General features: G+C 36.1%; 23 protein-coding genes. 12 read left to right on the forward strand and 11 right to left on the reverse strand.

All coding sequences use genetic code 11. The annotated features are described in order from the left end of the window. Positions 1-135: 135 nt before the first annotated feature. Positions 136-1023, forward strand: a complete 888-nt coding sequence (locus GLP24_RS18365) for a hypothetical protein (RefSeq protein ID WP_144043141.1) — start codon at positions 136-138, stop codon at positions 1021-1023. A 766-nt stretch (positions 1024-1789) separates the two neighbouring features. Here GLP24_RS18365 and GLP24_RS18370 read toward each other — a convergent pair. Further along, on the reverse strand, positions 1790-2167 hold the full coding sequence (locus tag GLP24_RS18370) for a hypothetical protein (RefSeq protein ID WP_101767505.1): 378 nt from the start codon (positions 2165-2167) through the stop codon (positions 1790-1792). Positions 2168-3143: 976 nt separating this feature from the next. Here GLP24_RS18370 and GLP24_RS18375 point away from each other — a divergent pair. The 6 genes from GLP24_RS18375 (at position 3144) to GLP24_RS18400 (ending at position 9699) form a co-directional block, all read left to right on the forward strand. Further along, positions 3144-5099 (forward strand): DUF6035 family protein, encoded by a 1956-nt coding sequence (locus GLP24_RS18375; RefSeq protein WP_232578201.1) that lies wholly within the window; start codon positions 3144-3146, stop codon positions 5097-5099. 296 nt (positions 5100-5395) lie between these two features. After that, the gene (locus tag GLP24_RS18380; protein ID WP_101767508.1) at positions 5396-5740 is read left to right on the forward strand and encodes a helix-turn-helix transcriptional regulator; all 345 of its coding nucleotides are present in this window, start codon (positions 5396-5398) and stop codon (positions 5738-5740) included. Beyond that, positions 5734-7056 carry a type II toxin-antitoxin system HipA family toxin gene (locus tag GLP24_RS18385; RefSeq protein ID WP_101767509.1) on the forward strand — a complete coding sequence of 441 codons (1323 nt, stop codon included), beginning with the start codon at positions 5734-5736 and terminating at the stop codon, positions 7054-7056. The genes GLP24_RS18380 and GLP24_RS18385 overlap by 7 nt, the downstream gene beginning before the upstream one ends. Positions 7057-7177: 121 nt before the next feature. Next, positions 7178-8398, forward strand: a complete 1221-nt coding sequence (locus GLP24_RS18390; RefSeq protein WP_167388500.1) for a conjugal transfer protein TraF — start codon at positions 7178-7180, stop codon at positions 8396-8398. A 381-nt stretch (positions 8399-8779) separates the two neighbouring features. Next, a complete protein-coding gene (locus tag GLP24_RS18395) occupies positions 8780-9151 on the forward strand; it encodes a hypothetical protein (protein WP_101767510.1) in 372 nt (123 codons plus the stop codon). Further along, complete coding sequence (locus GLP24_RS18400; protein WP_101767511.1) at positions 9148-9699, forward strand: hypothetical protein; 552 nt, start codon at positions 9148-9150, stop codon at positions 9697-9699. The genes GLP24_RS18395 and GLP24_RS18400 overlap by 4 nt, the downstream gene beginning before the upstream one ends. 75 nt (positions 9700-9774) lie before the next feature. Here GLP24_RS18400 and GLP24_RS18405 read toward each other — a convergent pair whose 3' ends face one another. Continuing rightward, entirely contained in the window at positions 9775-10362 is a 588-nt protein-coding gene (locus GLP24_RS18405; RefSeq protein ID WP_101767512.1) for a hypothetical protein, read from the reverse strand. Positions 10363-10596: 234 nt separating this feature from the next. On the opposite strand from GLP24_RS18405, the gene GLP24_RS18410 reads away from it, so the two are divergent. Together GLP24_RS18410 and GLP24_RS18415 are read left to right on the forward strand one after the other, a co-directional pair. Next, positions 10597-10791: a hypothetical protein gene (locus tag GLP24_RS18410; RefSeq protein ID WP_101767513.1), complete on the forward strand. Its 195-nt coding sequence runs from the start codon at positions 10597-10599 to the stop codon at positions 10789-10791. A gap of 35 nt (positions 10792-10826) precedes the next feature. Then, positions 10827-11777, forward strand: coding sequence for a hypothetical protein (locus GLP24_RS18415; RefSeq protein WP_101767514.1), 951 nt, complete (start codon positions 10827-10829; stop codon positions 11775-11777). Positions 11778-11822: 45 nt separating this feature from the next. Here the strand turns inward: GLP24_RS18415 and GLP24_RS18420 are convergent, their stop codons facing one another. The 5 genes from GLP24_RS18420 to parM form a co-directional block, all read right to left on the reverse strand. After that, positions 11823-12530, reverse strand: a complete 708-nt coding sequence (locus GLP24_RS18420; protein WP_101767515.1) for a DNA topoisomerase family protein — start codon at positions 12528-12530, stop codon at positions 11823-11825. Between the two features lie 2 nt (positions 12531-12532). Continuing rightward, complete coding sequence (locus tag GLP24_RS18425) at positions 12533-12739, reverse strand: hypothetical protein (protein ID WP_101767516.1); 207 nt, start codon at positions 12737-12739, stop codon at positions 12533-12535. A gap of 90 nt (positions 12740-12829) precedes the next feature. Then, a complete protein-coding gene (locus tag GLP24_RS18430; protein WP_101767517.1) occupies positions 12830-13795 on the reverse strand; it encodes a porin in 966 nt (321 codons plus the stop codon). A 518-nt stretch (positions 13796-14313) separates the two neighbouring features. Continuing rightward, positions 14314-14880, reverse strand: coding sequence for a hypothetical protein (locus GLP24_RS18435; protein WP_232578200.1), 567 nt, complete (start codon positions 14878-14880; stop codon positions 14314-14316). A 16-nt stretch (positions 14881-14896) separates the two neighbouring features. Continuing rightward, positions 14897-15856, reverse strand: coding sequence for a plasmid segregation protein ParM domain-containing protein (parM, locus tag GLP24_RS18440; RefSeq protein WP_167388501.1), 960 nt, complete (start codon positions 15854-15856; stop codon positions 14897-14899). 552 nt (positions 15857-16408) lie between these two features. Between parM and GLP24_RS18445 the strand changes: the two genes are divergently transcribed. Together GLP24_RS18445 and GLP24_RS18450 are read left to right on the forward strand one after the other, a co-directional pair. After that, positions 16409-17893, forward strand: a complete 1485-nt coding sequence (locus GLP24_RS18445) for a hypothetical protein (RefSeq protein ID WP_101767519.1) — start codon at positions 16409-16411, stop codon at positions 17891-17893. After that, positions 17887-18465, forward strand: coding sequence for a porin family protein (locus GLP24_RS18450; protein ID WP_144043142.1), 579 nt, complete (start codon positions 17887-17889; stop codon positions 18463-18465). Before GLP24_RS18445 ends, GLP24_RS18450 begins: the two co-directional genes overlap by 7 nt. 58 nt (positions 18466-18523) lie before the next feature. On the opposite strand, the gene GLP24_RS18455 is transcribed toward GLP24_RS18450, so the two are convergent. From GLP24_RS18455 to dnaN, 3 genes are all read right to left on the reverse strand, one after another. Next, on the reverse strand, positions 18524-19141 hold the full coding sequence (locus GLP24_RS18455; RefSeq protein WP_101767521.1) for a hypothetical protein: 618 nt from the start codon (positions 19139-19141) through the stop codon (positions 18524-18526). Between the two features lie 106 nt (positions 19142-19247). After that, positions 19248-19568, reverse strand: coding sequence for a hypothetical protein (locus GLP24_RS18460; protein ID WP_101767522.1), 321 nt, complete (start codon positions 19566-19568; stop codon positions 19248-19250). 64 nt (positions 19569-19632) lie between these two features. Further along, positions 19633-20784: a DNA polymerase III subunit beta gene (dnaN, locus tag GLP24_RS18465; RefSeq protein ID WP_101767523.1), complete on the reverse strand. Its 1152-nt coding sequence runs from the start codon at positions 20782-20784 to the stop codon at positions 19633-19635. A 960-nt stretch (positions 20785-21744) separates the two neighbouring features. Between dnaN and GLP24_RS18470 the strand changes: the two genes are divergently transcribed. Beyond that, positions 21745-22758 carry a replication initiation protein gene (locus GLP24_RS18470; RefSeq protein WP_101767524.1) on the forward strand — a complete coding sequence of 338 codons (1014 nt, stop codon included), beginning with the start codon at positions 21745-21747 and terminating at the stop codon, positions 22756-22758. A gap of 788 nt (positions 22759-23546) precedes the next feature. Here GLP24_RS18470 and GLP24_RS18475 read toward each other — a convergent pair. Beyond that, the gene (locus tag GLP24_RS18475; RefSeq protein WP_101767525.1) at positions 23547-25838 is read right to left on the reverse strand and encodes a hypothetical protein; all 2292 of its coding nucleotides are present in this window, start codon (positions 25836-25838) and stop codon (positions 23547-23549) included. Positions 25839-26451: the final 613 nt, after the last annotated feature.

Below are 26451 nucleotides of genomic sequence, written 5' to 3' on the forward strand. Positions count from 1 at the left end.
AGAGACGGCCGAGTTGTAAACGATTTAATATTGGGAACCGGTCAAATGATCGGTTATTTCATATCCAAAGAATAATTATCGTTTGTCACTGACAATATCGTATTGCGATAACGATTAAACACCCCCGAGAAGAGTATGAAACGGTTTGGAGTAGCGATAGTAATGATGATGGCATCGAATACTGCAGTTGGTGCTGAAGATATTGATGTTCCATTTTCATTTGGCGTATTAACAACGGACACATTAATTGGGAACACACTGCCATCAGATGTTATCCCTTTTGAGCGTAATAATGGTCTCCAGGTATCATCAAGAACTAATGGTATGAAGTTAATGATTGGTGAATGGCATTGGAGATACTCATCACGCCAGCGCGGTGATGAACCTGAAGTATTAAAGATCACTTTAGCCCAAGAAGGCGACGTTAAAGGTTTTCGTAAAAGTTTAATTAGAGACAGGCACCAGTGGGAGTTGTATCGACACAAGATAAAGAGTTTGGATTCTCTATTGGACCTATCTTGTGATAATCGCTGGTCTGCTTTTGATATGACTGTTGGTGATTTTGCGCATTGGGATAGTTATAGCGACAAGATGCGTTCTCACGCCCGTAATGAAAAAACATCGCATAATCGTAAGTCGATAACGATGGATTTAGCTAAAAAGCGTCAAAGTTTTTTTTACGAGTGTCGCTTGGCTATGAAGGATAATGACTTACTTACGGTGAGGTCGTTAAGTGAAGGTGATGATGGTAAGGAAGTCACAACGGATGTTGCTATAGGGAGTACGATGTTAGCAGGAAGGTTGAGTGGTTGGCATTTACGAGATAAAGCTATAGTAAATAATACCTTTTACAAAGGTCATTATGGACTTGATCTTCAATCGATTAGTGATTTAAGGATTGGAGAGACACATTTGATAGACATCATCAATGACCACCAAATTTTAATTTACGATTTCCGTCAAGGTGGCCATAACAATTTTGTATTGTATGACAAACTTAGCCAACCGGTACTGGAGGTGTGATGTGGCCATATTCCAAGATATTTACGAATTTATTGATTCAATCTTTAATAGTTTATTCCGGTAATGCACATACAGTAAAACGATAAAAAGGTTTCAAAGCGCCTTAAAATGGAATTAGAGATGTTCTCTTATTTATTAGTAGCAACAACCCTCGCAATGGGTGCACTACCACCAGCGGTTATAACATCGGATAGTTGGGATAGTATTGCGGTATCTCATTATCAAAAGAGAGTAAGTCTTGATTTCGGTGATGAGTATAATGATTCTATATCGGTAACACATAGGGATCTGAATCATGATGGTCATGATGAGATATTGATATCGAGTTTAGCGGATTGTGGCTCATTAGGCTGCAGTTATATAATATACAGTCATAATAAGGGAGGTATTTGCTTGATTGGAGACGTAAGGGATCCAATACCTCTTAATATCATCGGTCCTATTGACTGCGAGCACCATCTACAACCGTTAAATTAGAGATCTACTTTTTGTTGTTGTGGTTTTAGGTCTATTTAGTGCTATTGCTGCGGTCTATATAACGATATAACAAATAAGGATAGGTGTTGCGCAGCCGACACCAATCCGAAGTATTGGACAAGTTGGTAAAGCATAATGAGCAGTGCGTCAGAACCGGTTTGCGACGAATTAGCCCCGTCACCCAAGAATCAATAAGAAAGCGTTTAAAAAAGAGAATCACACCGTGAACTTTAGAAAGTATAGTTTTGGAAAAGATATGCTAAAAAATAGCCATTTAACGTCGTAGTATTTAGACTGCGACAATACAGATTGGTTTGATATTGATTTCAGTGAAATACCGCGATCCAATGAACTTGGCAGCCATGGCCAATGATTTATCATTAGTGTAGACGAATATATTTGCGGTACGCGCATTACATAAGATGAGTGTCAATTCCGAAATCAACAAAAAATCGGCACCGTTTTTAATGTTTGGTGCTTCTATCGTGGTCACCCCTGTCGTTTTGCACTGACGACAAAATTCAATATTATATTTCCCGAACGTTCCATTATGGAAAATGGTGATCCCTACCCCGTCTTTGTAACCTATATCACCTAATAAGCGTTGTAATTGGATCGGTGATAATTGGTCACCATCGATGAGATATTTTGCTGTCACATTGACCATGTTAAGCTTTTCCTTTATGTTCCATTACCAATTTGTTAATAGTTGGAATTAGAGAGACTGGAACTCTAATGGTTGTCGTTGGTTCACTTTTTTTTCGTCCTGCCCCATCGCGCTTTCCCCCATGACCCAAAGGTAGTTGTAAGGTGTCAATGATTGAAATTTGGTTTGGGTTATGTTTAATCTTTCTCATCAATTTGAATCTCGCAACAAATATCAAGTATTATCGTATGCCAACCACACCAACGCAATATTTTAATTATGTAGTAGGATGACAGATAAAAACCACAGCACATATTGACAACGTTATCGTAAGCAAATATATTCATGTAAACCCAATTTAACCTTTTTGGTTTTTCATATATTTAAGGTGTTAAAATAGCTTGGTTTTTTGTCTTCCTCCAAGCTTCCTTATGTTTGTTTGGATCAACTTTCGTAAGGTGCTCTGCTCGTAACTACCATTAGTTACGAGCTTTTTTTTGCAAAAAAACCAACTTAAAGAGTTATTACATTTCTTACATGATAGCAAAAATAATTGACGTAAAATATGTAAGCTAATATCATTATATTGTTCTATCCGCCAAGGGTGGACAACGAACAAGATGTATTGTCGGGTGATAGGTAATGGTTCCTGATAATCGATGGGTGTCGTACATCTTAGCGTGAGTGATGAAGCCTCTAATGATATGGAACTGACCATTTCTTAGGGGCTTTTTTTCGTTTGTAACTTTCGATGTAATGACATCATTTACCAGTTATCCCGCATTATTTACCAGTTATCCTGCATCATTTACCAGTTATCCTGCATCATTTACCAGTTATCCTGCATCATTTACCAGTTATCTAATAAACACGAAAACTGATAAAAAATATTAAATAAGATAACCGAACTATCAGTACGGAACGTTTTCAAAATAATTTATGCGCCCATGATAAGTTAGAATAACGCTAATCATTAATTAAGTGTAAGACGCTATTCATGTCGCTGACTCAGGAATGTAAAAAACATAATCACATCAGTCGTGAAAACTGGGAAATAATTGTTAGTAACGAACGACAGAAAACGGTTACAACAGTTAAAAGATTACTTACTGCTAATAATTTAGATATTGATATTAATTTTGAGCAGATAAGACGAAAGATAGCAGACGCAAGACTGAAGCATAAACATTATGCTCGTTGCGCGTATTGTAATACGCCATTATTTATGAAGCGGCTATCTACAGCATTTAGTCAGAAAGAATCCTCTCCATTGTCCCTATATAAATTCGTATTTGTGCATGATGCTGTCTCTGCTGATAACGCCTTAGTGATGAGCCAATGCCCTTACTATACAAGCAGTAATGACGATAGTGATAGATACGGCTCAATTACAGAGCGTCAATGGCGTGTCGATACGAAATATGGGATCTATGATGTTTTGCATTTGGATGCAAATATCCAAAGAGAGTCTATATCAATGAGCCGCTTTATGTATTCTGATGACAATGATAATGCCAAGCGGAAACCTGATTTATATTTTGCTGATCATGATGGCCATGAATTTGTTATTGAATTATATCGGTCGTGGTTAACACCGGTAGCTGTAATGCAAAGGGAGCAATTTTTTCGTGAATGCGGTATCAATTTAATTTGGCTATTCCCTGATTGTGATGACAGTATAAAAGGCTCCCAAAATATTGCGTCATATATCCTTTATGGTTCAAATAGTGGAGCTTATGAGTTACAAACAAACCACCAGCGACCATCTAATAATTTTTTTAGTTTTGGAGAGTCGGACCTACTCAAAAGTGAATTGAAGAATACCGTATGGCTTACAGTGAATTACCCTGTGATCACAAAGCAAGTCAATAGCAATGTTGGTGTTGTAATGCACGAACGACAAATGCGAATAAATAACTTATCACTATGCCCCAGGGAACGTCTCCCTATTGGAGTTAATACCGGTACTAACATTGCAGGTTACCGTTCGTGGTTAGCCAAGCGTCTACGGGCTGTCCATTATGGCGCCCAACTCACACATAAATATACCGACGTAAGGTTTACTTCGTTACAACTACTATCCGTAATGAAAGGTGTTATTGCGGAATACGAATTAATGCCGAGTCTAAATGGCATAGCATCTAAGCGTGGTGACGACTGTTATAAACAAATCACTAATTACGTTAATCGGTACGAACCAAAAGTTGTAAATAAAGAACGACGTCATGCCATATCATCCCTGTTACGAAGTTATCGTAATGCACTTACAGATATCCATATAAAGCTACGGGGTTTATGGTGTATATCAACTACTGATAATTGGTCATCTGACCAATCTATTGCTGTTAAGGAGTTACGAAGAAATGTTCGCCAGCTCAATAAGCAAATAAAGGCAGATTTATTGGATGTGAAGCTGAGTCATCGTACTCGTAAATCATTAGATGGCTCAGTAAAGAGAGTGAATGCTGAAATATTAAAATACGTTAACTACCCTATCGAACAAAAGAGACGAGTCGAAGAACTTACGCGTCAGTCACGGCAGATAAAACGAACTACTCGGAAACAAGGTTTTAGCTCAAACTTACTAAAAAAAGACAGTGAGATACGTGCTTGGTACCCAACTTTGAGCATGTGTGTGTGGGGAACCATATTCCACGAAAAATATATCTGCGAATTAGAGTCAGTTATTCAATACAGAACCACGTCGGAATGTACAGGGGAAGTTGAACTTGCTGTAAGTGCATTACTTCAACAATTCAGTGAGTGTCTATCACGGCGAGTAACGGAACTATCGACTCAATCAAAAGAGAATCAAAAGCGTTATCGAGTTGAATTGCGTAGATTAAGTGACACGTTTAACTTTATGGTTGCTCATGATCTGTTTAACGATGAAATCAGAGACGATGTTAGTAATAAGTTGATTCGCTTAAAAAACATCTGCAAGTTGCTGTAGGCGTGATTATTAAAAACCATAAAATTGTAAGTACGTTACGATTTACCAATACAACACACAGCAATTTTACTATAAGCCATGACTCAACCATGTCTTGAGTGCATTACGTTAATATTCATAATTAATGTTACAGAATTACAACTTAGTTAGCATATAGTATTGATACGGTTATAATAATGAAACGTTAAGCATCCCAACCCGCCTCATGTGACTAATTATAATTAATGTTTTAAAAATATAACATTACCATCAAATATTGATTATAATGTTAAGGTAATAGAACATTAAGGCGTAGCATGAATTACTCTCATATGACACCATCGGCATTAGCCGAATTAATGGGTGACCGCATTAAGCAATACCGATTGAATTGCAATAAATCTCAAGACGATATAGCCATGATCGCTGGAGTTACACGTCAAAGGATAGCGAGAGCTGAAGCAGGTAAAGCCACTATGGAAACATTTATGGCCCTGATGTTAGCTCTTGATGCGACTGATTATATAGATTCTTTTCTGCCACCTACCCCAATATCTCCAATTCAACTATCAAAGTTGAAAGGGAAAGAACGAGTTAGGGCATCAAGTTCAAGAACAATTGGCGATAACGCTACTCAACAAGAGGATGATTTGGGATGGTAAAACAATATATTGACGTAAGCTATAATAGCAAGATGATTGGGGCGGCGAGCTATGATACTGACTCAAAACAAAGTGCATTTGAATATGATAAACGTTTTATTGATTCAGGCATCGAACTAGCGCCCTTAATGATGCCCTTGTCGAAAAAGATTTACACATTCCCCAATATAGATCCTGCGACGTTTAAAGGACTTTCAGGGCTTCTTGCTGACTCATTGCCAGATGATTTCGGTAATAGTGTGCTTAATGCTTGGGTAGCGCGTAACGGTAGAGCCCCGACGAGCATAACACCATTAGAAAGACTCCAGTATACGGGGCTGCGTGGAATGGGTGCCTTGACTTACTCACCACCAAGCCACACAAACGGATTTGATCAGTCAAAAGAGATTCAGATTAGTTCACTCGTCGCTGTTGCTCAGGATATTTTAAGTGAACGTGAAGATTTTGATTTAGCGTTAAATCAAAGTGGTGCTGAAGATAAAGATGGAATGCTCGCGCTAATGTCGGTTGGGATGAGTGCTGGTGGGGCTAGACCAAAAGCCGTACTCGCTTTTAGCGAAGACTTTCGACAAGTGCGCTCGGGACAAGTTGAGGCCCCAGCAGGATTTTCTCATTATCTGATGAAATTTGACGGGGTCAGCGAGCATAATACAAATAAAGAGACGTTTGGTGATCCCCTGGGTTATGGAGCAATGGAATATACATATTACTTACTTGCTCATGAGCTTTGTGGGATCGATATGATGCCAACGCGATTACTAAATGAAGGTAACCGCCGTCATTTCTTGACAAAGCGTTTTGATCGAAATGCCAATAAACGCATACATACACAGACTCTCAATGCTATTGCGCATGTTAGCTACAAAAAGGCAGGGGAATATTCTTACGAGGAATTATTTAGTGTTGCCCGTCAATTAAAACTCACAGCGGTAGATGCCGAACAATTATTTAAGCGAATGGTATTTAATGTTATTGCTCGAAATCACGATGATCACTCGAAAAATTTTTCTTTTATGATGAATGATGATGGTCGTTGGTCATTAGCTCCAGCATATGACATCGCATATTCTTACAAACCAGATAGTCGTTGGATAGCTAATCACTGGATGAGCTTGAATAATAAACGGGACAATTTTACTCGAAATGACTTTCATCATTTGTCTCGCCTTAGTCCAAGATTTACAACGCAAATGATTGATAATACGATTGATGAGACAATTGAACATGTTTCTCGATGGAGAGAGTTAGCGTTAGATCAAGCAGTACCATTAAGCCTTATTAATGAGGTAGAGAAAAACCTCAGACTGAAAATATAAAGACATCAAAATGGTAGGGGTTTACTCCCCTACCTTTCCCCACCCAAACAATAAAACCAAGACAACTAACGAAAATTGAATTAACATCTTACGAAATCAAAAACAATAGTTAAGCGCGAAAGTGAAAATTTCAAAATTAACAAATATAGCTTTAATCGTTACTGCAACTCTTTCTTCAGCAGCTTTTGCTAATGGTAACGATGCTCGTGGTGTTGGTATGGGTGGTGTTGGTGTTGCATCTGCCGATTATCTAAGTTCTGGGTTTTATAACCCCGCGCTCGCGGCCCAATATCATGATAATGATGATTTCGGGATGATTTTGCCATCAGTCGTATTGTCAGTGCATGACGAAAATGATCTGTACAATAAAATAGATGAATTCCAGTCAATTAATGACACTATTAATAATTTAACGACAAGCGGCACTCATTCGATTAATACCACAAGTGCTGAAGCAGATATCGCTAAGTGGATAGATGCACTTAACGCCCTCGATAACTCTACTGTATCTGTAGATGTAAATGCCGGTATTGCAGTGTCAGTACCCAATCATTATGCAAGTGCGATTTTATTTACTCGCGCAGTTGCTACTGGACTTATTTCTACTCATGTAGATCAGGCTGATATCAACTACATTAAAGAACATGGAAAAGCTCCAGAAAATAACCAGCTCAAATCAAGCGTTAATGCCTTAGCTGGTGGTTATGCGGATATTGGTCTGTCTCTTGCGCATAACTTTACCCTGCCATTTAACGGCCAATCTTTTGCCGTTGGTATATCACCGAAGATGCAAAAGATTTACGCTCTTAAATATAAAAAGAACATGGGCGAATTTGAAGACTCTAAATTTAACGTTGGTGATGATCACACTGAAAAATCAGCATTCAACGTAGATTTTGGTTTTACTTATAAGCCAGCGCAAAATGTTACGATTGGTTTCGCTGCTACCAACTTAATTAAGCAAGAGTTGGAAACAAACATTGAAGTATCGAATAACGTTAAATCGTCAGCCACTTACATCATTGAGCCAAAATACACGTTAGGAACATCCTTCTCTAATGAATTAGTTACTATTGCAGCTGATATAGACCTTAACAAACAACATTATTTTAAAGAGGTTGCGACGAATACCCAGTTTGCGAATTTCGGTGTTGAGTTAAATGCCTGGGACTGGGCGCAATTGCGTGCTGGTTATAGTCATAGCATGACAGATTACGCTAAAGATAAGATCAGTGCCGGTATTGGTCTTAAACCATTTGGTGTTTTTGGTGTAGATATTGGTGCCCAATATGGCCAAGACAACAACTACACAGTTGCAGCGCAGTTTGTACTAACCATTTAATCGTAAAATTGTACCTGATTACTGCAATTCACTAGCTACTGGTGAATCACTAGCCATTAGCGAATAGTGGTGATCAGGTTTTAATTCTATCGTTATAGTCGCACAAAACAATTGTCATCCACCAACAAATAACACATCTCAAATTCCTCGTTAAGTGTAAAAATAATTACTCATTAATTCACAAATAACCTTTTTGTGAGTATATATTTACGCGTCAAGCAAGAAATCGTAAGTAAATTACGATTACTGAAATGATAATGATGCTCAGAATGATAAAATGGTATGCCAATTACATCTAGCAGTACCAATTGCCGCACTAGCGGGTATTAAAAATCATGTAACAATATTTCCAAGACCTCAGTTAAGGGAAATATGTTAAAAATGAAAGACTCAGCTTTAATTTTAGAACTGCTACATCCTGCTCTGCATATTAAGAAGCATAGTGATAATAACCAAAGAGGTATTTTGGATTGTTGGATTGCAGTACCCATCACAGTCGAACCCTGCGAAGCGATATCTAACTATGCCTCTCAAAACCTGCGTCTATGGTCAAACAGTAAGGAAGATTTCAAGACTGCGATAAATGATGCCGTCAAAATTCAATTTGCCAATGATCACTGTCCTGTTGAGATAATAGATAATCAGGTTGATCCGTATTCTTCTCAATGTGAGATAACGCTGAAAGATAAGTCAGGCAATGAGGCGATATTTATTTTTGAATTAAAAACTGTTGATGAGGGATTAACTCTATGAACGCAGCTAAAGCAGGCTTTCCTATGCAGCCTATTTATTTAGATGACGTGTTACGTTTCAAAGAAAACGAGATCGTAGTGTGGTGGGTGGATAACGGCAATATTAACATGAATAAGATTGTCGCTGAATTTTTCAATAGCAACCCAAATGACTTGCAACAATTCGCTCAATTGATTGGCTATAGCGTTGATGGTTATTTTGAGTTGGGTTACGTATCAAATAATACAATCAAGAATATTGAAGGTATTATTGAACGTGATGAATATGGTATGCAAAATTTCAAATCACCATGGCAACCATTAATAATGGATGATAATGGCGTGGTACACTTCAAATCCAACGAGATATTAGACTATTTTTTAATACAAAATAGTACAACTCTGATGGATATTATGCAGAAAAAAGATGATTTTAGCAGCGAAGATTTTGAGCAGTTATACATGTTGATTGGTTATAGTGTTGATGGCTTTGTAGGTCAACCAAAGGTGACTGATGAAGCGATTAAAAAAGTAGATATTCTAGTTGCGAACCAATTCCCATTGAAATAATCGTAAGCCAAATACCGAAAAAACCGACTACTTATTGTCGGTTTTTTACTTTCTGCCGCCTGACGCAACAAATAACTATTTACCCATAAGCACCGTTAGCAACTTACTCAATTTTGAAAAGAAGTCGTTTTTACTGGATGCGGCTGTCTTTTTTTTCATCCCCTCTAACGGTTGGTTAACAAATTCCTCAAACACCTGATCATAACATGTTGGGTCGTTAAGAAGCTTAGTGACTAATGAATTAGGATATTCTACTGGGTGTAGAAGCGGGATGTTGTATTTCGTATTAATAAATAACGCCACAGCAGCGGAACGAGAGCGTCCTGAATCACAATTAATAACAATGCTTTTAATGTTAGGATTGGATGTGATCGCAATGATAGCTTCGATTATGTCGAGCGCTTTATCCGGCATTAAACAATCCGCATAATATTTCGGAAAATCTTTACCAAATTCTTTGATCAATTCTTCGTCATACGCAGCATCTTCGAATCCAAATGAATAATACATACCCCACTGTTTTTCATAGTTAGCCCCCCAAGCTTCATTTTTACGACTTGTATCCTCATGATTAACATCATGAATTGATATGTATGCTACATCAGGTTGTGGTGTTATCTTTAATCCGTCACGCAAAGGGATAAAATTCACAAACTCAATCATTTTTATACACTACTTATTAAAATTGTAAGAAGATTATAATAATAGGGTCATTAACTTACAATTTCATTGATTAAAAAATGAGGTGTATTTGATTAATGTTGCAAATATCAAGTAAAATTGCCCTCGCAAGGTATTTTCGCCATACGCTTAAGATGACCTCTTGAGCTATCTCGAATATTATTTACCATTCGTTAGCGTAGATAACGTAAAATCATAACCAAGGAAAAAATTTTAATGTTTAATCTAAATGAAATTGCATTTAAGCACCACAAGGTCGTAATAAATAAAGCGATAGCATCAAAGGATCCTGTAGACATTGATGAGGCAAAAGAATATTTGGCTGTATTACTACAGGAGTTTGACGGGAGTTGGTTTAATACAGCATCATTTATTGGTTGTTCATTAGTCGATATCAGAATCTTAGCGTGAACAAAAATTATTATAAATCTATAGGACCATTCCGCATGGGCGTAATACCTAATAATCTCTGTAAAATATTAGCCATAACTATCTCTCTGTCTCTCCCCTCCGTTTCACTGGCTTTTGGTGGCTATAATATTGAACCAGTACAGCAAGGTGGAATATTAATCGGTAATGCAGGAGCGATTATTCAATCGAAGCAACAAGCGATGGCCACGTTAATTGGACAGTGGCAAATCATTAAGACGAGTGACAATTCACGTTATGCCAACGTTCAACCAACAGATTTTTTTGATATTAGATACGGTAACGCGACAACGGTACTTAATATAAAGCGTCAATATCCTCAAGACGCTGAGTTAGGAAGATCCTTTCAACGTTTATGGAACCAAAAGGATGGGATTCTAACTGCTATGTGTGTTGGTTTATGGGGTGGTCATGATATGAGTATGGAATCGTTTGTAGCTTACGATAATTATCAAGAAATGATGATTCAGGAACATTTATACGAATACTCTGTATTACAAGAACGTGGCCGCGATTATCGCAAGCAATGCGTTGAGTCATATAGAGATAATTCTTTAATGTTTATTACTCGTGCCGATAATAGTTACGGTATTAAAAAACACTCACTATTTCCTGTTTATCGTTTTTACGAAGATATGCTTGGCACGTTTAAAAACGAAGTGCAGACGAATTTATACATTAAACACAGATTTAATGGGTTTGATATGATGAAGAGTGTGGATGTACGTTTAGGAGACGATATAGCAATAGATATCGTTGATAATAACCATGTTATTGTTTATGACTTCTTGAGAGGATCAAAGGCTGGTGGTTGGGCTTATTTTCAGCGTGTAGGTCTAAATCGTCTAATGAGCAGAAATTATTCTTTACGGATGAACCATAATCAACAGAAACGACCATTAAATATCACAGGGAAAGTTGGTAGTATTGAACATGAAAAAGAGCGTTATCAAGGTGTGTTCAATTAATCGCTAAATGCATTTGCAGGGCATTCAGCGATTAATATTAGTTAACTACTCTGCTATTTCGTAATGACGGCATTTGGGAAAGTTGTCACATCCCCAAAAATCCATATGTGCAAGTTTACCTCTTTTCCCACGTCTAAATGATAAGCCAGAGCCGCATTCTGGGCATTGTTTGTTAGTTACTGGGATCGATTTATCTTTATCATTATTTTTTGGTAACGTGATTATGCTGTGATAACAGCATTTTGGGAAATTGTCACACCCCCAAAAAGTTGCCCCGGAAAGTTTCCCTCTTTTTCCTTTTTTGAACGATAAACCTGAACCGCATTCTGGACATTGTTTGTTAGTTACTGGTTTCTTTTTAACCTTTAATTTTTTTGATTTTAGTTGTTGTCTTTTAACATTTTTAGCCGAAGATAACGCTATTTCGTTTCTTTTGCAGGCGATATGTTCGCACATTAAAATAGTAAAGCCTTTTAACTCTCCGTTCATTATCGTTATAGGATGCAAAGCACCCCCACATCGATCACAAATATCGTTATTCGATAACGATATTTGTGTTTTTGGTTCTGAAGTTAAGTTGGATTTTATTGTTACGTTCACTGAAGAACCAGGATTATTGGTATTGGTTGGTATTGAATTAGCATTGGGTGCTTGTTCTTCGACTCTCCTTTTCCCCTTATCTCTTTTTATCTGTACTAACTTACCAATAATTAAAAGTGGAACTAAAAATAATATCAATAAAGTCATATCCATGATTATTTTTCGTCCTTATTCTTTTCACATTCAGTATTAAAGCCAATCTTAATTTTAAGCGTAGACTGTGGTGTTGGTGTTGGTGTCGGTGTCGGTGTCGGTGTCGGTGTCTTCTTTATGCTCTGTAGTTTAAGTACAACAAAGCAGCCGAAGAAAATACATAAAGCCAATGGCATTAGTATTGTTATGAATGAAATAAAAATATTCATTTAGTATTACCCCATACAGTTTTTAAACGTAAAAAAAGCCGACTTTTATGCCGACTTTTAAAAAATCAATTTTGGCGATACAAATATTAATTAGAAATCGAAACGTGCGCCTAGAGCTAGTTCGTTATGAGCGTTGTCATGTTGACCACCGATCTGCATTGTGTAACCGGCATAAGTGCGGAAATTAGGATTGAAATAATATGATGCGTTAACAGTTGCTTCGTTTGCAGCTATGAGTTTAGCCGCGTCACCATTATGTACTGATTCTAAATATGAATAAGAACCTGACAGTACGATTTGCTCGTTTAGAGCGTATGACGTCGCTAATTCATATCCACGAATATGCTTATTAGGGCCAAAGTCGTGAACGATGGCGTCTTGATAAACAATCGCAGCATAAATATTGTCTAGTGAATATGATGCACCAAGCATCGTTTGTTCATCACGCTGTTCTGATTGACCGTCAACAGTTTTGTTCGCATAAGCTGCGCCTAAAGTAACGCCATATCCCATGTCATACTTTGCTGCGAGTGATCCACCAGCTTTATTATTGTGATCTTCTGACTTTCCGCCATCAAACTTGTATGCAGTTTCAACAGTAAGACTGTTAAAGGTCGCGGTGTACGCAAGTTGATTATCTTCACGATCCATCAACTTGGTATCTGCAAAGCTTGAGCCAGTATTCTGGATGTCAGTAAAATCAGTCACAAGGCCAAGGGCACTATCCGTTTTACCAAACATCAGTTGGTTATTTGCATTACCAGCACCAACGTACAGATAACGTAATTTTTCGATATCTTGAGATACGGCTAAGTCTTTTTCGATGTAACCAAGGGCGCTATAACCAGAATCAGTAATTTGAGTTTGAGCTAAGATACCAATTCGACCAATTTTAGTGGCGGTCATATCATGATTAGCAAGAATGCTATTTGCTTCAATACGTCCGTTTAAATCAACAGATAAAGCATCATTGGCAAATATGGTTGATGCAGAAGCACCGCTTGAAAGTGCAAGTGCAGCTGTAGTCACAGCTATAGCAATAATGTGCTTTTTCATGCATTTAATCCTTAAAAAATTATTGTTATCGCATTACGGAACTTTTTGTCGTAATTGAAACACGACGAATCACCGCATTGTAACGTGACACGTTGACATTGAAAGTCAAAACGAAATCAATAAAACAATTGAATCAAAAAACCAATGAACAATAACGCTTAATTTTGTAATATTTACATAATTAAGGTTGATATTTAACCAAGTGATATTAATTAAGTCGCATCAACGTAACGGTTAACTTATACTTGCTTCGCTGTATCATTATGCTGTGTTGATGTTTTAACGCATTCTGAGAGCGAGAAGCGAAACTCTAAATTCGTACTGGATGGGGTTACCAAAACCAATAATCAGTAAAATGGGAAAAAATCTTTAATCTTAAAAACGGTAATAACCAGGAATGGTTATTACCGTTTTTTTTCAATAAGACATTAGTTAATGTTACCCCCCTTTATTTTCATCAAAAAAAACGCCAACTAGATTAATTTCTAATTGGCGTTTTTTTGTAACGGACTAAATTTTTAGTCGTCCATAAAAGACATTGCAAGAGCCGAAAAGCCTGAAGGTTGATTATTCTGATTCGTAACTATATGTTCAGATGTAATCGGTATTGATTGAGTACCCCTCGCTTTATCTACTGAAGATGCAGGTCGTATTGATTCAGTTTTTAGTTGTATTTCAGGCTTAGGCTCAGGTTCAAGTTCGGGCTCAGGCTTAGGCTTAGGCTTGGGTTCAAGTTCGGGCTTAGGCTCGGGCTTAGGCTCGGGCTTATGACTAACAGTAGGTAGAACCTCGTTAGTCATGGCTTCATCAATATCAACATTCGACATTTGAAGCACTTTATAAAGCTTGGCTAACCGACTGAAATCAGGCGCTAACCCCCTTTCTAAATCTCGCACAATCAGATCCGGTAATGTGCTATCCAGCGCCTCAAGATATAAACCAGCTTGTAGCAGTCTAGTAATGGCTTGAGATTTACTCCCCCGTTGTGATGCTTTTAATCCATCAAGGAAAGTAACGATCTGTTGATGCGCTGTATTGTCAGATTGAAAATAGAATTGAGGTCCTTTAATAGTTGTTGATACCATTATTTGACACCTTTATCTATGGACGTTTTGATAATTCAATTTTAGCAATAGCAGTTACTAATGCGGTAGTTGAATTCTCTATCAGTTCGTGTTCAATACCCTGTAAAGTTAAGAAGTCAGAAAGCAGTTCAGCCCCGCCGCCAATTAACAAGAATCGGTCAATACGACCCTCAGCATAGATGAAGTCTTGAATGTAATTAAATGCCTCGCTCATTACTTGATCGGTAACATCGTTACGATTAATAGTAAATCGTCCATTGCTCGCTTCACCTGTTACCAGTAATGCCTCAATTCGAGCGTCTCGACAATCTGGAACATTAATCGCTTGTTTAACTGCATTGTATGTCTTATACATGCCGACAGGATAACTTGCACATTTCATGATACGAGTTGCAGGACCAGCGAATAATGCAAGGTCTAATGTAGTACCACCCATATCTGCTAAAAATGTTATATCGTCGTCAGATGCAGATTTTCCGCCCTCAGTCAGTTTGATATATGAAGCAGGTATTCCTTCCGGATAAACGCTGACTTGAGTGATGATGATGTCTTTTTTCCCTTCACATGTGACTGGAACTTTAACGTTATCACATTTGCGTTTTATATTTGTTTTATTGATACGACCATTATCATAAAACTCAGAAATTGGAAGTGTTACACAGACTTCTACTTCGTGGCCACTACAACCCATAGAATGTAGCGCGTGATGAATAGCTGCCACACTCAGATTACTATATTGATACTCAACGTTTGCTGTACGAATTGCGCGACATTCAGGGTAGAAAGTGTAAACGACATTACGATCAGGTGTTGTAACAGTATAAGTGCCGCCATATTTATCAGTGGTATCTAGTACACCCATACCAAATTCAGCGCGGTTACTAATTGTAGCTGTTTTAAGCTCATCATTTTTAACTAAAGTAATTTTAGTTCCAGTTGAGCCATCATCAATAAATGCACGCAAAATATCTGCCATTTTTAATTCTCCAAGTTGCATGTGTAAAGTTTAAAACAAGAAAGGTAATACATGTTTTCCTTGTTCCTTTTGGTTGGCTGCATTATTAATCCACCACATAAATATGTCAATAGATAAAGTTCAAAATAAGGTAATAACCTATTACTTACTGGTATTTAGTTGTTTTTACTGACGGATTATGAATATAAAGTTGTTATAATTGATTGTTTTTAAATACATTAGGTCTAAATATCAGTTCTGGTGAGTAGTTGATGAATAGTTGATGAATAGTCGGTGAATAGTCGGTGAATAGTCGGTGAATGCCTCGTAATCCAAATATCCCCCAAATATTGTTACTAAAATACGGTAACTAATTAATTGTAAGGCAAACACGCATTAAGAATGAATGGCGTTTTATATAAAATAGCGTGATGAGTAAATGTAATTAACAAACAATGGTGTTGTAGATTGATCGTTTATTATGATATGGAAATACACAAATCACATTATAATCATGGATGCAGCCGTTAATAGTTGTTAACCTACTACGATTTCAACAGTTAGAGTTATGCAATGAAAGAACTTAGATCAACTATATGTGTTAATGAAAATGGTGCTTTAAAATCAATTTTAATCCCTGAGTTATCAAGCGTTCCTTTCCTCCTTGAAACAAAAGAACAAATTGATGACTCTTTAGGTTTTATACGACGAGAGTTAATTTTATCCGCCAGTGAACACAATAGTAATATTGTTGATCTTAGGGGTGCATCGGTAAGGAAGCTAAATAAGCATTACGAACAAACAAAGACCACCAGCTCGTTAGCTTTCTTGTCAGCCTTTTGTGTTGGTGGATGGGATGATGATTACAATAAAAATGCAGCCGTTGCAAAATTTGGGTTAACAATTTCACGTATTAATGATGATGGACTACCTAATTTATCAACAGGACACCCATTTTGTGGCTGTTCAAATTCGGCATTGATATTTGTTAAATTCCTAATTTCTATATTCCACCGTTTAGATGTGGACTGTCCTGCAGGGAAAGTGACACTTGTTGTTAATCATCCACTTCTGATTAATATCTTAACTAAAATTAGTAATAATATTTTTGAAGGTGATCCTGGCGATAAAACAAACGGCTTAAATTGGCTAGAGTGTCTTTGTTTCCTGCAGCGTCGTTATAATGATATTAGACATCGCTATACGTTGGTGTTTTTAGATAGTGATATTCATGCATCTGATTACCGTTCGATTAACAACTGCGATTATTATTCAGAGATAGCTACAGCAGAACGACTTAGCTACCTCAACTCTGATCATATTAGTACGAATAGAGAGTTCAGTTGCAATCAATTAAGAACGAAATTACAACATGCCAATATAGTTGGTTTTCTTTTTAATGATGGTCTATATATGTCAACTAACCTCTTATCAGATGAAAAACAAGGTGTTAAATTTCCGCCATTCTTTGGTTTAGACGTATTAATTATTAATAAACAATCATTTGGTTTTAACCGCTTAATACAAAACTTTCAAGGTGAACTTTTTGCGTACAGCACAGTTGATGTTATTAATAACTCATCCTGCACTAAGGGTTTATCCGTGTGGGGTGTCAACAATGATGAGCTATGGAAGGGCGCGTATCTTCAAGCTTCATCGGAAAATAGTATGATAAATACGTTGAGTGATATCGTTTGGTGCATAAGAAAATATCATCAGCGAAAACAAGGAAAGACAATTGGTATCATCATTGAAGATGAAAATCTCATTAATTTTATTTACGCGTTACGATCTGGTAGTACGTTAAATACATCACGTATTACAAAGTCAGAATACAAATATACAGTTAATTATATTCTTCGTAATTTGGCATGTTGTAAAAACATTTATTTCATTTTCGCACCTAAAGGATCAGTTGATAGTCTGACGAATAGTGCTGAAGGTCAACGTTTAGCATCTATATCAGCTGCTAAACGAAATTTACAAATAATCCGTGTTAAATATTTAGACAATGATTACGTTACCTTGCCAGATTTCGTTGGGGGTATGAATTGTTAGCTAAATCAAGAGGTAAAAATAGTCAGTTAGCTACAATTATTTCAGTGAACTGGCATTTAATATTCAGCACTATATTGATTCTCGTCTCCTTAACGACGGGTTTGTTCTCATCGATGATAAGTGCTGATGAGTTAAGTGAAAGTACAATCCTTAGTTTGGGAACCTCGATTACAACGATCAATAAGACCGAAAAATTATTTGGTGCGACAATCCACCTCGCGGCAATTAGCTCTGAGTTGAAAACGGTTGGGGTAATTGTGTCTGCTGGGGCAACGCTAAAAAATAACAAAGATCGCGGTGTAACACAGAATATCTTTAGCATGGGGTTCGGACCGATTTATCAGCCAGCCCTTTTAAATTGGTTACGTCCATACGTGCTAGTTGGTGCTACAACGATTCATAATATTAACGAACGCTCTACATCGTCAGGTTCAATGATGTTGTTAACATACAGCGCTGGAGTACAGATTAACATTCCCTACGTGAATGGCTTGTTCGATATTGCTGTAAGCCAAACACCAAAAAATAAAATTTATAACAATATTTATTTGGGTGTTGGCGTCCACTTTTAAATAAACGTAGTTAACCCCCTCACCTCTTTTGATGAGTGGGTTAACTATTGAACTAAAACTATAAATTATGGATTGGCGACATATCTATTGGAGTTATGATGTTATGCAACAACGATTTAATGCTTGCGACAACGGGATGCTTTTCATCGAATTTTTTATTTGCAAACGCATCGTCAAAACAACAAGGGTCATTAAGCAGATTCATCACTGATTGATTTATTCTTCGATAATCTCCGATTAATGGCATTTTATGCGTTAATTGATAATACCGAGCAATAGCTGCTGCTCTTGATGTACGCGAAACACATGCAACATATATTGTATTTATAGCGGGTAAGGCATCTATACGCTCAAAATATTGATGAATGCGTTGTGCATGTTCTTTGCGAAAACGATTATTATAATAAAACTCAAATTCCTTTGATGATGTTTGCTGTATGTCCATTACATCGTAATCAATATCATCTGCAACAATATCTGCAACGAAACCAAATTTGTTCCAGTAAGAACTTTGCTCTCCACAAAACACATCGTCAGTACAAATTACAACGTCCTTTTGCTGCTGTAGTTCATGAGAAATGTCGATATTATCAAGTACGATAATTAATGCTGTGTTTATGGATGCTTTTATTTTTTCAATTGCATTAGCGCGTATCACTTTAATTTCTTTACACATTTTTTTAGTCCGAAAGTTTAGTTTGTTGTAATTGACTGACAATAATAGTTATCGTCAGTCGGCTGCTGGTTAGGCAGCGCATTAGTTAGATGCTGTGATAATGGATTTATTCTTTTATTAATAACTGAGTTAGTATTTCCCCTCTGATATTAAATAACGATACAACTAAATTACCCGTCACGGTCTGCAATTCAATGTAACTATTGTTATTAGCCAAGCTAATAGCACAACGCTTTTTTGAGGCGCTTAGTATAATTTTGGCTACGCCTAAATTTTTTATGTCAGAGTTATACAGAACTGCACTAATCCCGCGAGTTTCGTGATAAACAGTTACCTTTTGATCTTCAATAACGATATTGAAGTGTTTTTTTTCAACCATGATAGAAGCTGGTTTAGTTGCTGCTAAATATTTCTGTGCTTCAAACATTGAGAACCTATTTCATTGATATGTGAATAAAAACGAGGCGGTAAAGAACTTACCGCCCTAATTCTTAAACTCTGAACGGCATTACAAGATTAAGTGATGAACGTTGAGTAGACGGAATAATCAAAGCTGGTGATGTAACATCAGTTAATTCAATGCAGACAAAATCATCAGGTGTATTACTCAAAGCATCAATTAAATAACGCGGATTTACGTGATAATTAAAACCGATTTCTTCGGTAATGGTTGCTGTGATCTCGTCACATCCCAAATTTTCGTTATCATCAGTATCTTTGCCAAGCTCGGAGTTAACCGTGGTTAATTGAATAGAGTTTTGATTGAATGTCATTTTAACTTTTGGCGCGTTTTCGCCAGCCAACATGACTAATAAACGGTTTAATACTTCGATAAAACCAATACGGCTGACTGTTGCTCGTTTATTTGATGGGGCTGGTAAAACTCTACGAATGTCTGGATATTTAGCATCCACAAGATTCGTGCGATAGATTAATGATCCCCACGTAAATTCGACTCGATTATCAGATATAGATATACCAATATTTTCAGCATCTTCACTTAGTCGAGTTAATACAGAAACGGCATTAACTGGGATTAAAATTTGACTGTCATTAACTGTTTCGCCATTTAGCATATGTCGATTAGCTGCAAGGCGGTGTCCATCAGTACCAACAACAAATAAACAGTTATTAATCGTTTGCATCATAACGCTGTTTAAATACGCCCTAACGTCCTTTTTTCCTGTCGCATACATTGTTCGCTTGAGCATGTCGATTAAAAGATTAGCGTTTGCTGTAAAATGTTGTTGCTCATTATCTAGCAACGGGATTGTTGGATAAGTGCTGCTGTCGATGGTTTTGATCTGTAATCGAGAGCGACCACAAGATACAAGTGCGCGATCTTTGTCAGACACAGTTTTAAGTTTTACAGGTGTGTTTTTTGGAAGCGAGCGTACTACTTGAAAAAATTTAGCGGCATCGAGACAAATTGCACCGTATTCTGTAGCTGTAACATCATCAGCTTCGCACTTACGAATAAATGATTGATTCCCGTTTGATGCAGTTATAGATAAACCTGATTCATCGTTCACGATAAGTACAAAATTAAAAGCATCAATACCAGTTTGACGAGAATCAGCATTGCTACATGCGTGACCACAAAATTTAAGTAACTCAAGATTATTAGTCGCTTTGATTTCCATTTTTATCACCTATAAAACATCTAATTAATGAAGTAACCATCTTCATTTCGTGTGAATATTGTCTCACGGTTTTTGATACGCGCCACCCCCTCCATTTCGGTAACTATCTGTTATTTATGCTGTTATCCAATTACATTAATAGTTTTTCTGTTGGTGACCTACTTCAAAGATGCCCGTTATTAGTGTTGGTGGCTTACTTCAAATGTGCCTGATCAAGAATGAGATGGTGCTGTTGGTGGCTTACTTCAAAGATGCCTGATTAAGAATGAGCTGGTGCTGTTGGTGGCTTACTTCAAAGATGCCTGATTAAGAATGAGCTGTATTCACTGGATGCGCTTTTAATCTTTTCTGATTGTGTTAGCGAGTCCCTTAATTATCCACTCAACATGCTTGTATTGGGATATTAAGGTGCCGCTAATGATAACGTCAGTATGTGCAGAGGTAGTCCTGTGAGGCTGTTTTTTGCTTATAGGGTTATATGCCACAATGAGGTAGTAATTATTTTTATCCACATATCCCCCACTATAAAATAATATAGATCTTTATAAGAGATATAAAAAGATATAAAGAGATATAAAGAGATATAGGGTATCGTTTTTTCATTTAAAATCATAATGTTGAGAGATTAACTATTACTAAATCTTTGGTGAACCATTACTATCTATTTGGTAAGCCATTACTAAATCTTTGGTGAACCATTACTAAATCTTTGGTTAACTATTACGAAAATTCTGGTTAACTATTACTAAGTCTTTGGTGTTAATTATAAGTTGTGGACAAAATAACATTGATATCACCCCCTAAATTCCAATTATTACTAAACCTTTGCCGTTGGTATCTAACTATTACTATCTCTTTGGTTTTTGTTGTTGCTTTTACCCGTTATATTCGTATTATTACTGCTTCTTTGGTGGTTAAGCCAAAGAGGTAGTAATAGTTCACAGTTAGGGATGAGATCGCATGGGAAACATAATTAAAAGTAATACTAAAATAATTAGCTCAAATTTTTTTAAAAAAAGTCACGAGTTAGTTTTCAGCCAATTATCATTAACACCAATTCAACATGATATTTTTGCACTCTTCCTCGCTAGGATTGAAAAAGAAAATTGGGACAATTATAAAAATAATGGAAATCTAAAAGATGTTCCATCTTATGAATTTAATAATGACCTTTTGAGTGATTGGTTTCAAACGGCAAAAATTAATTTGTATTCAACTTTGAAAAAACCATGTCAAATGCTAGCTAGTGTTTCTATCGGCATTCCTATGGAGAAAAAAGGCGATTTTCAATACCGACCTCTTTTTAGCGATATCACGTACAAAGGTGGTGTATTAACGCTGACACCCAATTACAAACTCGTTGATGTGTTCGTTGGGGCCTCAAATGGATACTCTTTAATATCTCATAAAGAATTTCGTGATTTAAACCTGGAGTCATCAAAACGTTTGTATACAATCTTATCAAGATGGCGATCGTTCGGACGACTACACCCGTTTTCTCTAACGGAATTACATGGGATCTTCGGTTTACTTGATGAACGAGGTAAATTAAAGAAAAAAACCTATGAAATTACCGCTAATTTCATCCTGCGGATCATTAAACCCGCAATCAAAGAAATTTCAGAACGAGATAAAAATATAGAATTTTTGATTGATAGTCAGACCGGTAATTTTGGATTTAAGTACACTAAAGAAGGTCGAAAGATTTCAGGTCTAGAATTCTTATTCTCGTGGCGAACATCCGCGACTAAAAGTGTAAAACCATCAAATGAATTCACATATTTTGATGCTGTATCAATCTATAAAGATATTATGTCTGGAATTGATATCGAGTACACCGAAGATACTTTGAATTATGCTCTGAAAATGATTGGAGAAATGATGCTAGATAAAAATCTGGATTTTGAAGTCGATGCTGGAGCGTTTATATCAAAAGTTGTTACGTTAAAAAGTAATATCACAATTGATCAATAACTATTGATGCCACCGTCAAAAGATTAACGACCATTATCGGTTGTTAGTGGCTTACTTCAAATGTGCCTGATTAAGAATGAGCTATATTCACTGGATGCGCTTTTAATCTTTTCTGATTGTGTTAGCGAGTCCCTTAATTATCCACTCAACATGCTTGTATTGGGATATTAAGGTGCCGCTAATGATAACGTCAGCATGTGCAGAGGTAGTCCTGTGAGGCTGTTTTTGCTTATAGGGTTATATGCCACAATGAGATAGTAATTATTTTTATCCACATATCCCCCGCTATCTACTTTAAAAATGACAAAATTGAGGGATTTTTTAAATATCGTAGTAGATACGATCGCTTACTATTGAGTCGATTCTACGTCAACTAAATCAACAATAGTGTCATGTAGACCATACCAACTTCCAGTCCAGAAATTAGTTTTATTCAATGACAGCAAATATATTTAATGGATTAAATAAGCTTAAAAATATAAAAAAAATCATAATCTTATAGTGATGATTGAGGGGTATTTGATAATATATTGAAGGCCCCAGAATTGACTGACTGCTGGGGGACAGGGGTTATTAAAGGAGTCCATTCTTGAAAGACTGGATCGATTTAATTTTAGCTATAGCTACTTTAGTCGGTGCACTAGCAGCTTTAATTAAAGCATTAAAACAGAAATAACCCTTTACTAAAATGTGTTAGCGCACATTTTAGTGTTCAAGCGATTAACTGTTAGCGCAGTGGATCGCTTTTTTTTAGCATGATAGAGTTTTTGACATTAAAGTAAACATCACTATTTAATATAATGCTTAAATTTTGACGCAAAACCTAGAGGATCAGCAATTGGACTCACTGATTGGCTGTATCTCACTATATGACGTTTATTGTTAGTAATGAGAGCATAAAGTTGATCATTACTAGCAAGTTTAAGATCATCCTCTAAGAATGTATTTAATGCTTCTTTTATATTGCTCATAGAGACACGATCAATTAAATACTCGCCGACAGAAATCGGTTGTAATGTACTGTAACTGGCTTTAATCCTCTCCAGAATACGATCTTTAAAATCCCCAGTCCGTTGCACTAATTCATCTACAGTTTTATTTATATCATCATCTGTAGAATAATAGCTCAGCAGCAATTTAGGTTCATCTTTAGTAATAGTGATCCAGATATGGTAATGAATGACGACATTCTTACCTGCAGGAAATCTTGCAATCACAAATTTACGTGCTTCTACATTACGTATAATTTTTGGATCTAAAATGGGAGGCATATCACCATTAAGAAAATTTGGTAGATCAACTGTATGTTCATTTAAGAGTGGCCCGGCTAATCCTAAATCAGTGTTTTGATATTGATCGACGATAATATCAACAATATCATCAGGTACATTGTTTAAAGATTGATCCCCTGCTGTTGTATTGTAATTAAAACCAGGATTTACAAGTTTATCAGCATGTAATGTTAACTCTTCAGAAAAATAATATTGAGGAGAATACGAGTAATACCCTTTTGCTTTCAATTTTGTCGAATCACATTCATTGTCGTTATCAATGATAGACGGTAAAATTCTAGCAGGTAATGAGCTGCGTATTACATTTTTAGATTTATAGTGCACTTCCAAATATGCTTCTTTATTAGCCCCTATTCCATCCATTATAAAATCAAACCAAATTCCACCAATATAGGCTTTTATTTGCGATATATAGTGCTTCTTTTTTAATACAGAGAGAAGTTCAACTTCGTTATGATTTCTGTCATAAAAACTGATTACATCTTCATTTTTAAATAAAAAAGATGGATTTTTTTTCGTGAAATTTTTAAAACGAGTCGCATGTTCATGTAGTGCTGTAACAATATAATGAGCAAACTTTTCTGAACTTTGAGGTACTTGTTCCCTACCAATCACCATCGGGAATATTTTTTTTAGTTCTTTTGCTGAATAATTTATTCTTTGAGAAGCAGACTTCTTACCTGGCCATTTAAGACGAGCATCGAGATATAAAAGGAAACTAAAATCACTACCACTGATGACTGACCACGGTAATAAATATGGCCCTTTTGACTTAAGAATAAATTTTAGTGCGTCAACATCCCACCGTAGTACATAAACCTGTGGGAATTTTGATGATTTTCGATGTGCTAATTTTTTTTCAATACGGAATAGAGGTTTAGTTGCTTCACTGATCCATTGACTCTCAATTAGTTCGCTACAACAAAATAACGTGTTAGCCCATATCGCTAAGTTTTTATCTACAAAACTTTTCCAGTGTTCGCTATCTTTATCGACCATTAACCACGTTAGAATTTGATCACGATTAATACTGCAAATTGCCTCAACGTGATTTTTTAATATAAATGCTTGTTTATGATATTCAAAGTAAGACATCGTTAAATTAATAATTAAATATAGAAAACGAATATGTTCAATATCTGCTATTTCAGTAGTTGGGTCAGCAGCAAGAATTCTAGACGAAAATGTTTCACTATGACGAACCTCAAAAGAGGATTGATTATCAAATTTAATACCCGATATCGGTAAAATGTTAGATAAACGTGTGTGATCGGGAACTTGAGTGGAATTAAAAAATGCTTTTAATAATCCATTATCATTAACAGATAAATTCGGTGTAATCAATGGATTAGAATCACTTGTTATTAGTAAATGTCGATTTTCGTTACTAATAGTTGTCATTTCACCATTTTTCAGAACAGTTTTACTATAAGTAGTAGATTTACTATTTACTAAATAGAGTGAAGCATTCTTTGAGTTATTGAAATGTTTAAAATTACTTGCTGTTTGGCTAATATTTGAGTTTTTAAGTTTGTGAAGAAATGCTCTTGCGGTGTTAAATTGTACATTAAAAAGTTGCGAAATTTCTTGTGCAGAAAAACATCTCTTTTCTGTTTCTTTGATAATTTCAAATAATGTTGTTAACTTTTTTACAACATTCTTATTTAGTGATGCAGTATCAATTGATTCGATACTAGATAGCTCTTTAGGAAAATAGAGGACAGGACCGTGGTTTGCTGGTCTTAATTTTTCTTCGAATAAACCATTTTCTTGATTAAACAAAATCATTTCTATTTTCCATTAAAAAGATATTTATTTTTGATCTTTGATCTCTACATAAGATATAGGTCATTTGTAAAACCTCAAAAAAACACTATAAATCAACACCTTGAAACTCAACCTTTCTACTGATCAATGAATCAAACCTTTCTGATCTGATAAATATACCTACTGATCAGTGATTTAGATGTGCTGATCTCTATTTTATAGTTACTGATCTTAGATTTACAACAGCTGATCTTATATGTAACTAACAGTTTAACAACACGTTATCCACAGGGATATCCAAGTTAAGTTGAAAATATGCTGTTTTTTATGAAGTAGAATTGCGAATACAGCAGTAAATTCACATTAGAGTATTATGTCATAGATTCACTTTAGAGTTATACATAACATTTTAAGATTAGAGTTGCTAGTTAGAACTTCACATTAGAGCTTAATATTAGTTATTCACTTTAGAGTAAAACATCATACATTGACCTTAGAGTTTGTTGTCAACGTCCACTTTAGATGGGCATAAAAACTACTCTGAAGTGAATTATTGAGACATTGATCCAGTGTTGTTGACTTTAGAATTGGTCTTAAATTAACTCTAAAGTGAACATTTAATTAACTAACCAAT

Source organism: Photobacterium carnosum (assembly GCF_021236965.1).
Lineage (GTDB): Bacteria > Pseudomonadota > Gammaproteobacteria > Enterobacterales > Vibrionaceae > Photobacterium > Photobacterium carnosum.

Excerpts from the sequence above, each read along its gene's own strand:
- GLP24_RS18410 (WP_101767513.1), top strand. The coding sequence starts at position 10,597 with ATGTTTAATCTAAATGAAATTGCATTTAAGCACCACAAGGTCGTAATA.
- GLP24_RS18380 (WP_101767508.1), top strand. The coding sequence starts at position 5,396 with ATGAATTACTCTCATATGACACCATCGGCATTAGCCGAATTAATGGGT.
- GLP24_RS18365 (WP_144043141.1), top strand. The coding sequence starts at position 136 with ATGAAACGGTTTGGAGTAGCGATAGTAATGATGATGGCATCGAATACT.
- dnaN (WP_101767523.1), bottom strand. The coding sequence starts at position 20,784 with ATGGAAATCAAAGCGACTAATAATCTTGAGTTACTTAAATTTTGTGGT.
- GLP24_RS18385 (WP_101767509.1), top strand. The coding sequence starts at position 5,734 with ATGGTAAAACAATATATTGACGTAAGCTATAATAGCAAGATGATTGGG.
- GLP24_RS18470 (WP_101767524.1), top strand. The coding sequence starts at position 21,745 with ATGGGAAACATAATTAAAAGTAATACTAAAATAATTAGCTCAAATTTT.
- GLP24_RS18370 (WP_101767505.1), bottom strand. The coding sequence starts at position 2,167 with ATGGTCAATGTGACAGCAAAATATCTCATCGATGGTGACCAATTATCA.
- GLP24_RS18455 (WP_101767521.1), bottom strand. The coding sequence starts at position 19,141 with ATGTGTAAAGAAATTAAAGTGATACGCGCTAATGCAATTGAAAAAATA.
- GLP24_RS18420 (WP_101767515.1), bottom strand. The coding sequence starts at position 12,530 with ATGGATATGACTTTATTGATATTATTTTTAGTTCCACTTTTAATTATT.
- GLP24_RS18415 (WP_101767514.1), top strand. The coding sequence starts at position 10,827 with ATGGGCGTAATACCTAATAATCTCTGTAAAATATTAGCCATAACTATC.
- GLP24_RS18435 (WP_232578200.1), bottom strand. The coding sequence starts at position 14,880 with ATGGTATCAACAACTATTAAAGGACCTCAATTCTATTTTCAATCTGAC.
- GLP24_RS18445 (WP_101767519.1), top strand. The coding sequence starts at position 16,409 with ATGAAAGAACTTAGATCAACTATATGTGTTAATGAAAATGGTGCTTTA.
- GLP24_RS18405 (WP_101767512.1), bottom strand. The coding sequence starts at position 10,362 with ATGATTGAGTTTGTGAATTTTATCCCTTTGCGTGACGGATTAAAGATA.
- GLP24_RS18460 (WP_101767522.1), bottom strand. The coding sequence starts at position 19,568 with ATGTTTGAAGCACAGAAATATTTAGCAGCAACTAAACCAGCTTCTATC.
- GLP24_RS18425 (WP_101767516.1), bottom strand. The coding sequence starts at position 12,739 with ATGAATATTTTTATTTCATTCATAACAATACTAATGCCATTGGCTTTA.
- GLP24_RS18400 (WP_101767511.1), top strand. The coding sequence starts at position 9,148 with ATGAACGCAGCTAAAGCAGGCTTTCCTATGCAGCCTATTTATTTAGAT.
- GLP24_RS18475 (WP_101767525.1), bottom strand. The coding sequence starts at position 25,838 with ATGATTTTGTTTAATCAAGAAAATGGTTTATTCGAAGAAAAATTAAGA.
- parM (WP_167388501.1), bottom strand. The coding sequence starts at position 15,856 with ATGGCAGATATTTTGCGTGCATTTATTGATGATGGCTCAACTGGAACT.
- GLP24_RS18430 (WP_101767517.1), bottom strand. The coding sequence starts at position 13,795 with ATGAAAAAGCACATTATTGCTATAGCTGTGACTACAGCTGCACTTGCA.
- GLP24_RS18375 (WP_232578201.1), top strand. The coding sequence starts at position 3,144 with ATGTCGCTGACTCAGGAATGTAAAAAACATAATCACATCAGTCGTGAA.
- GLP24_RS18395 (WP_101767510.1), top strand. The coding sequence starts at position 8,780 with ATGAAAGACTCAGCTTTAATTTTAGAACTGCTACATCCTGCTCTGCAT.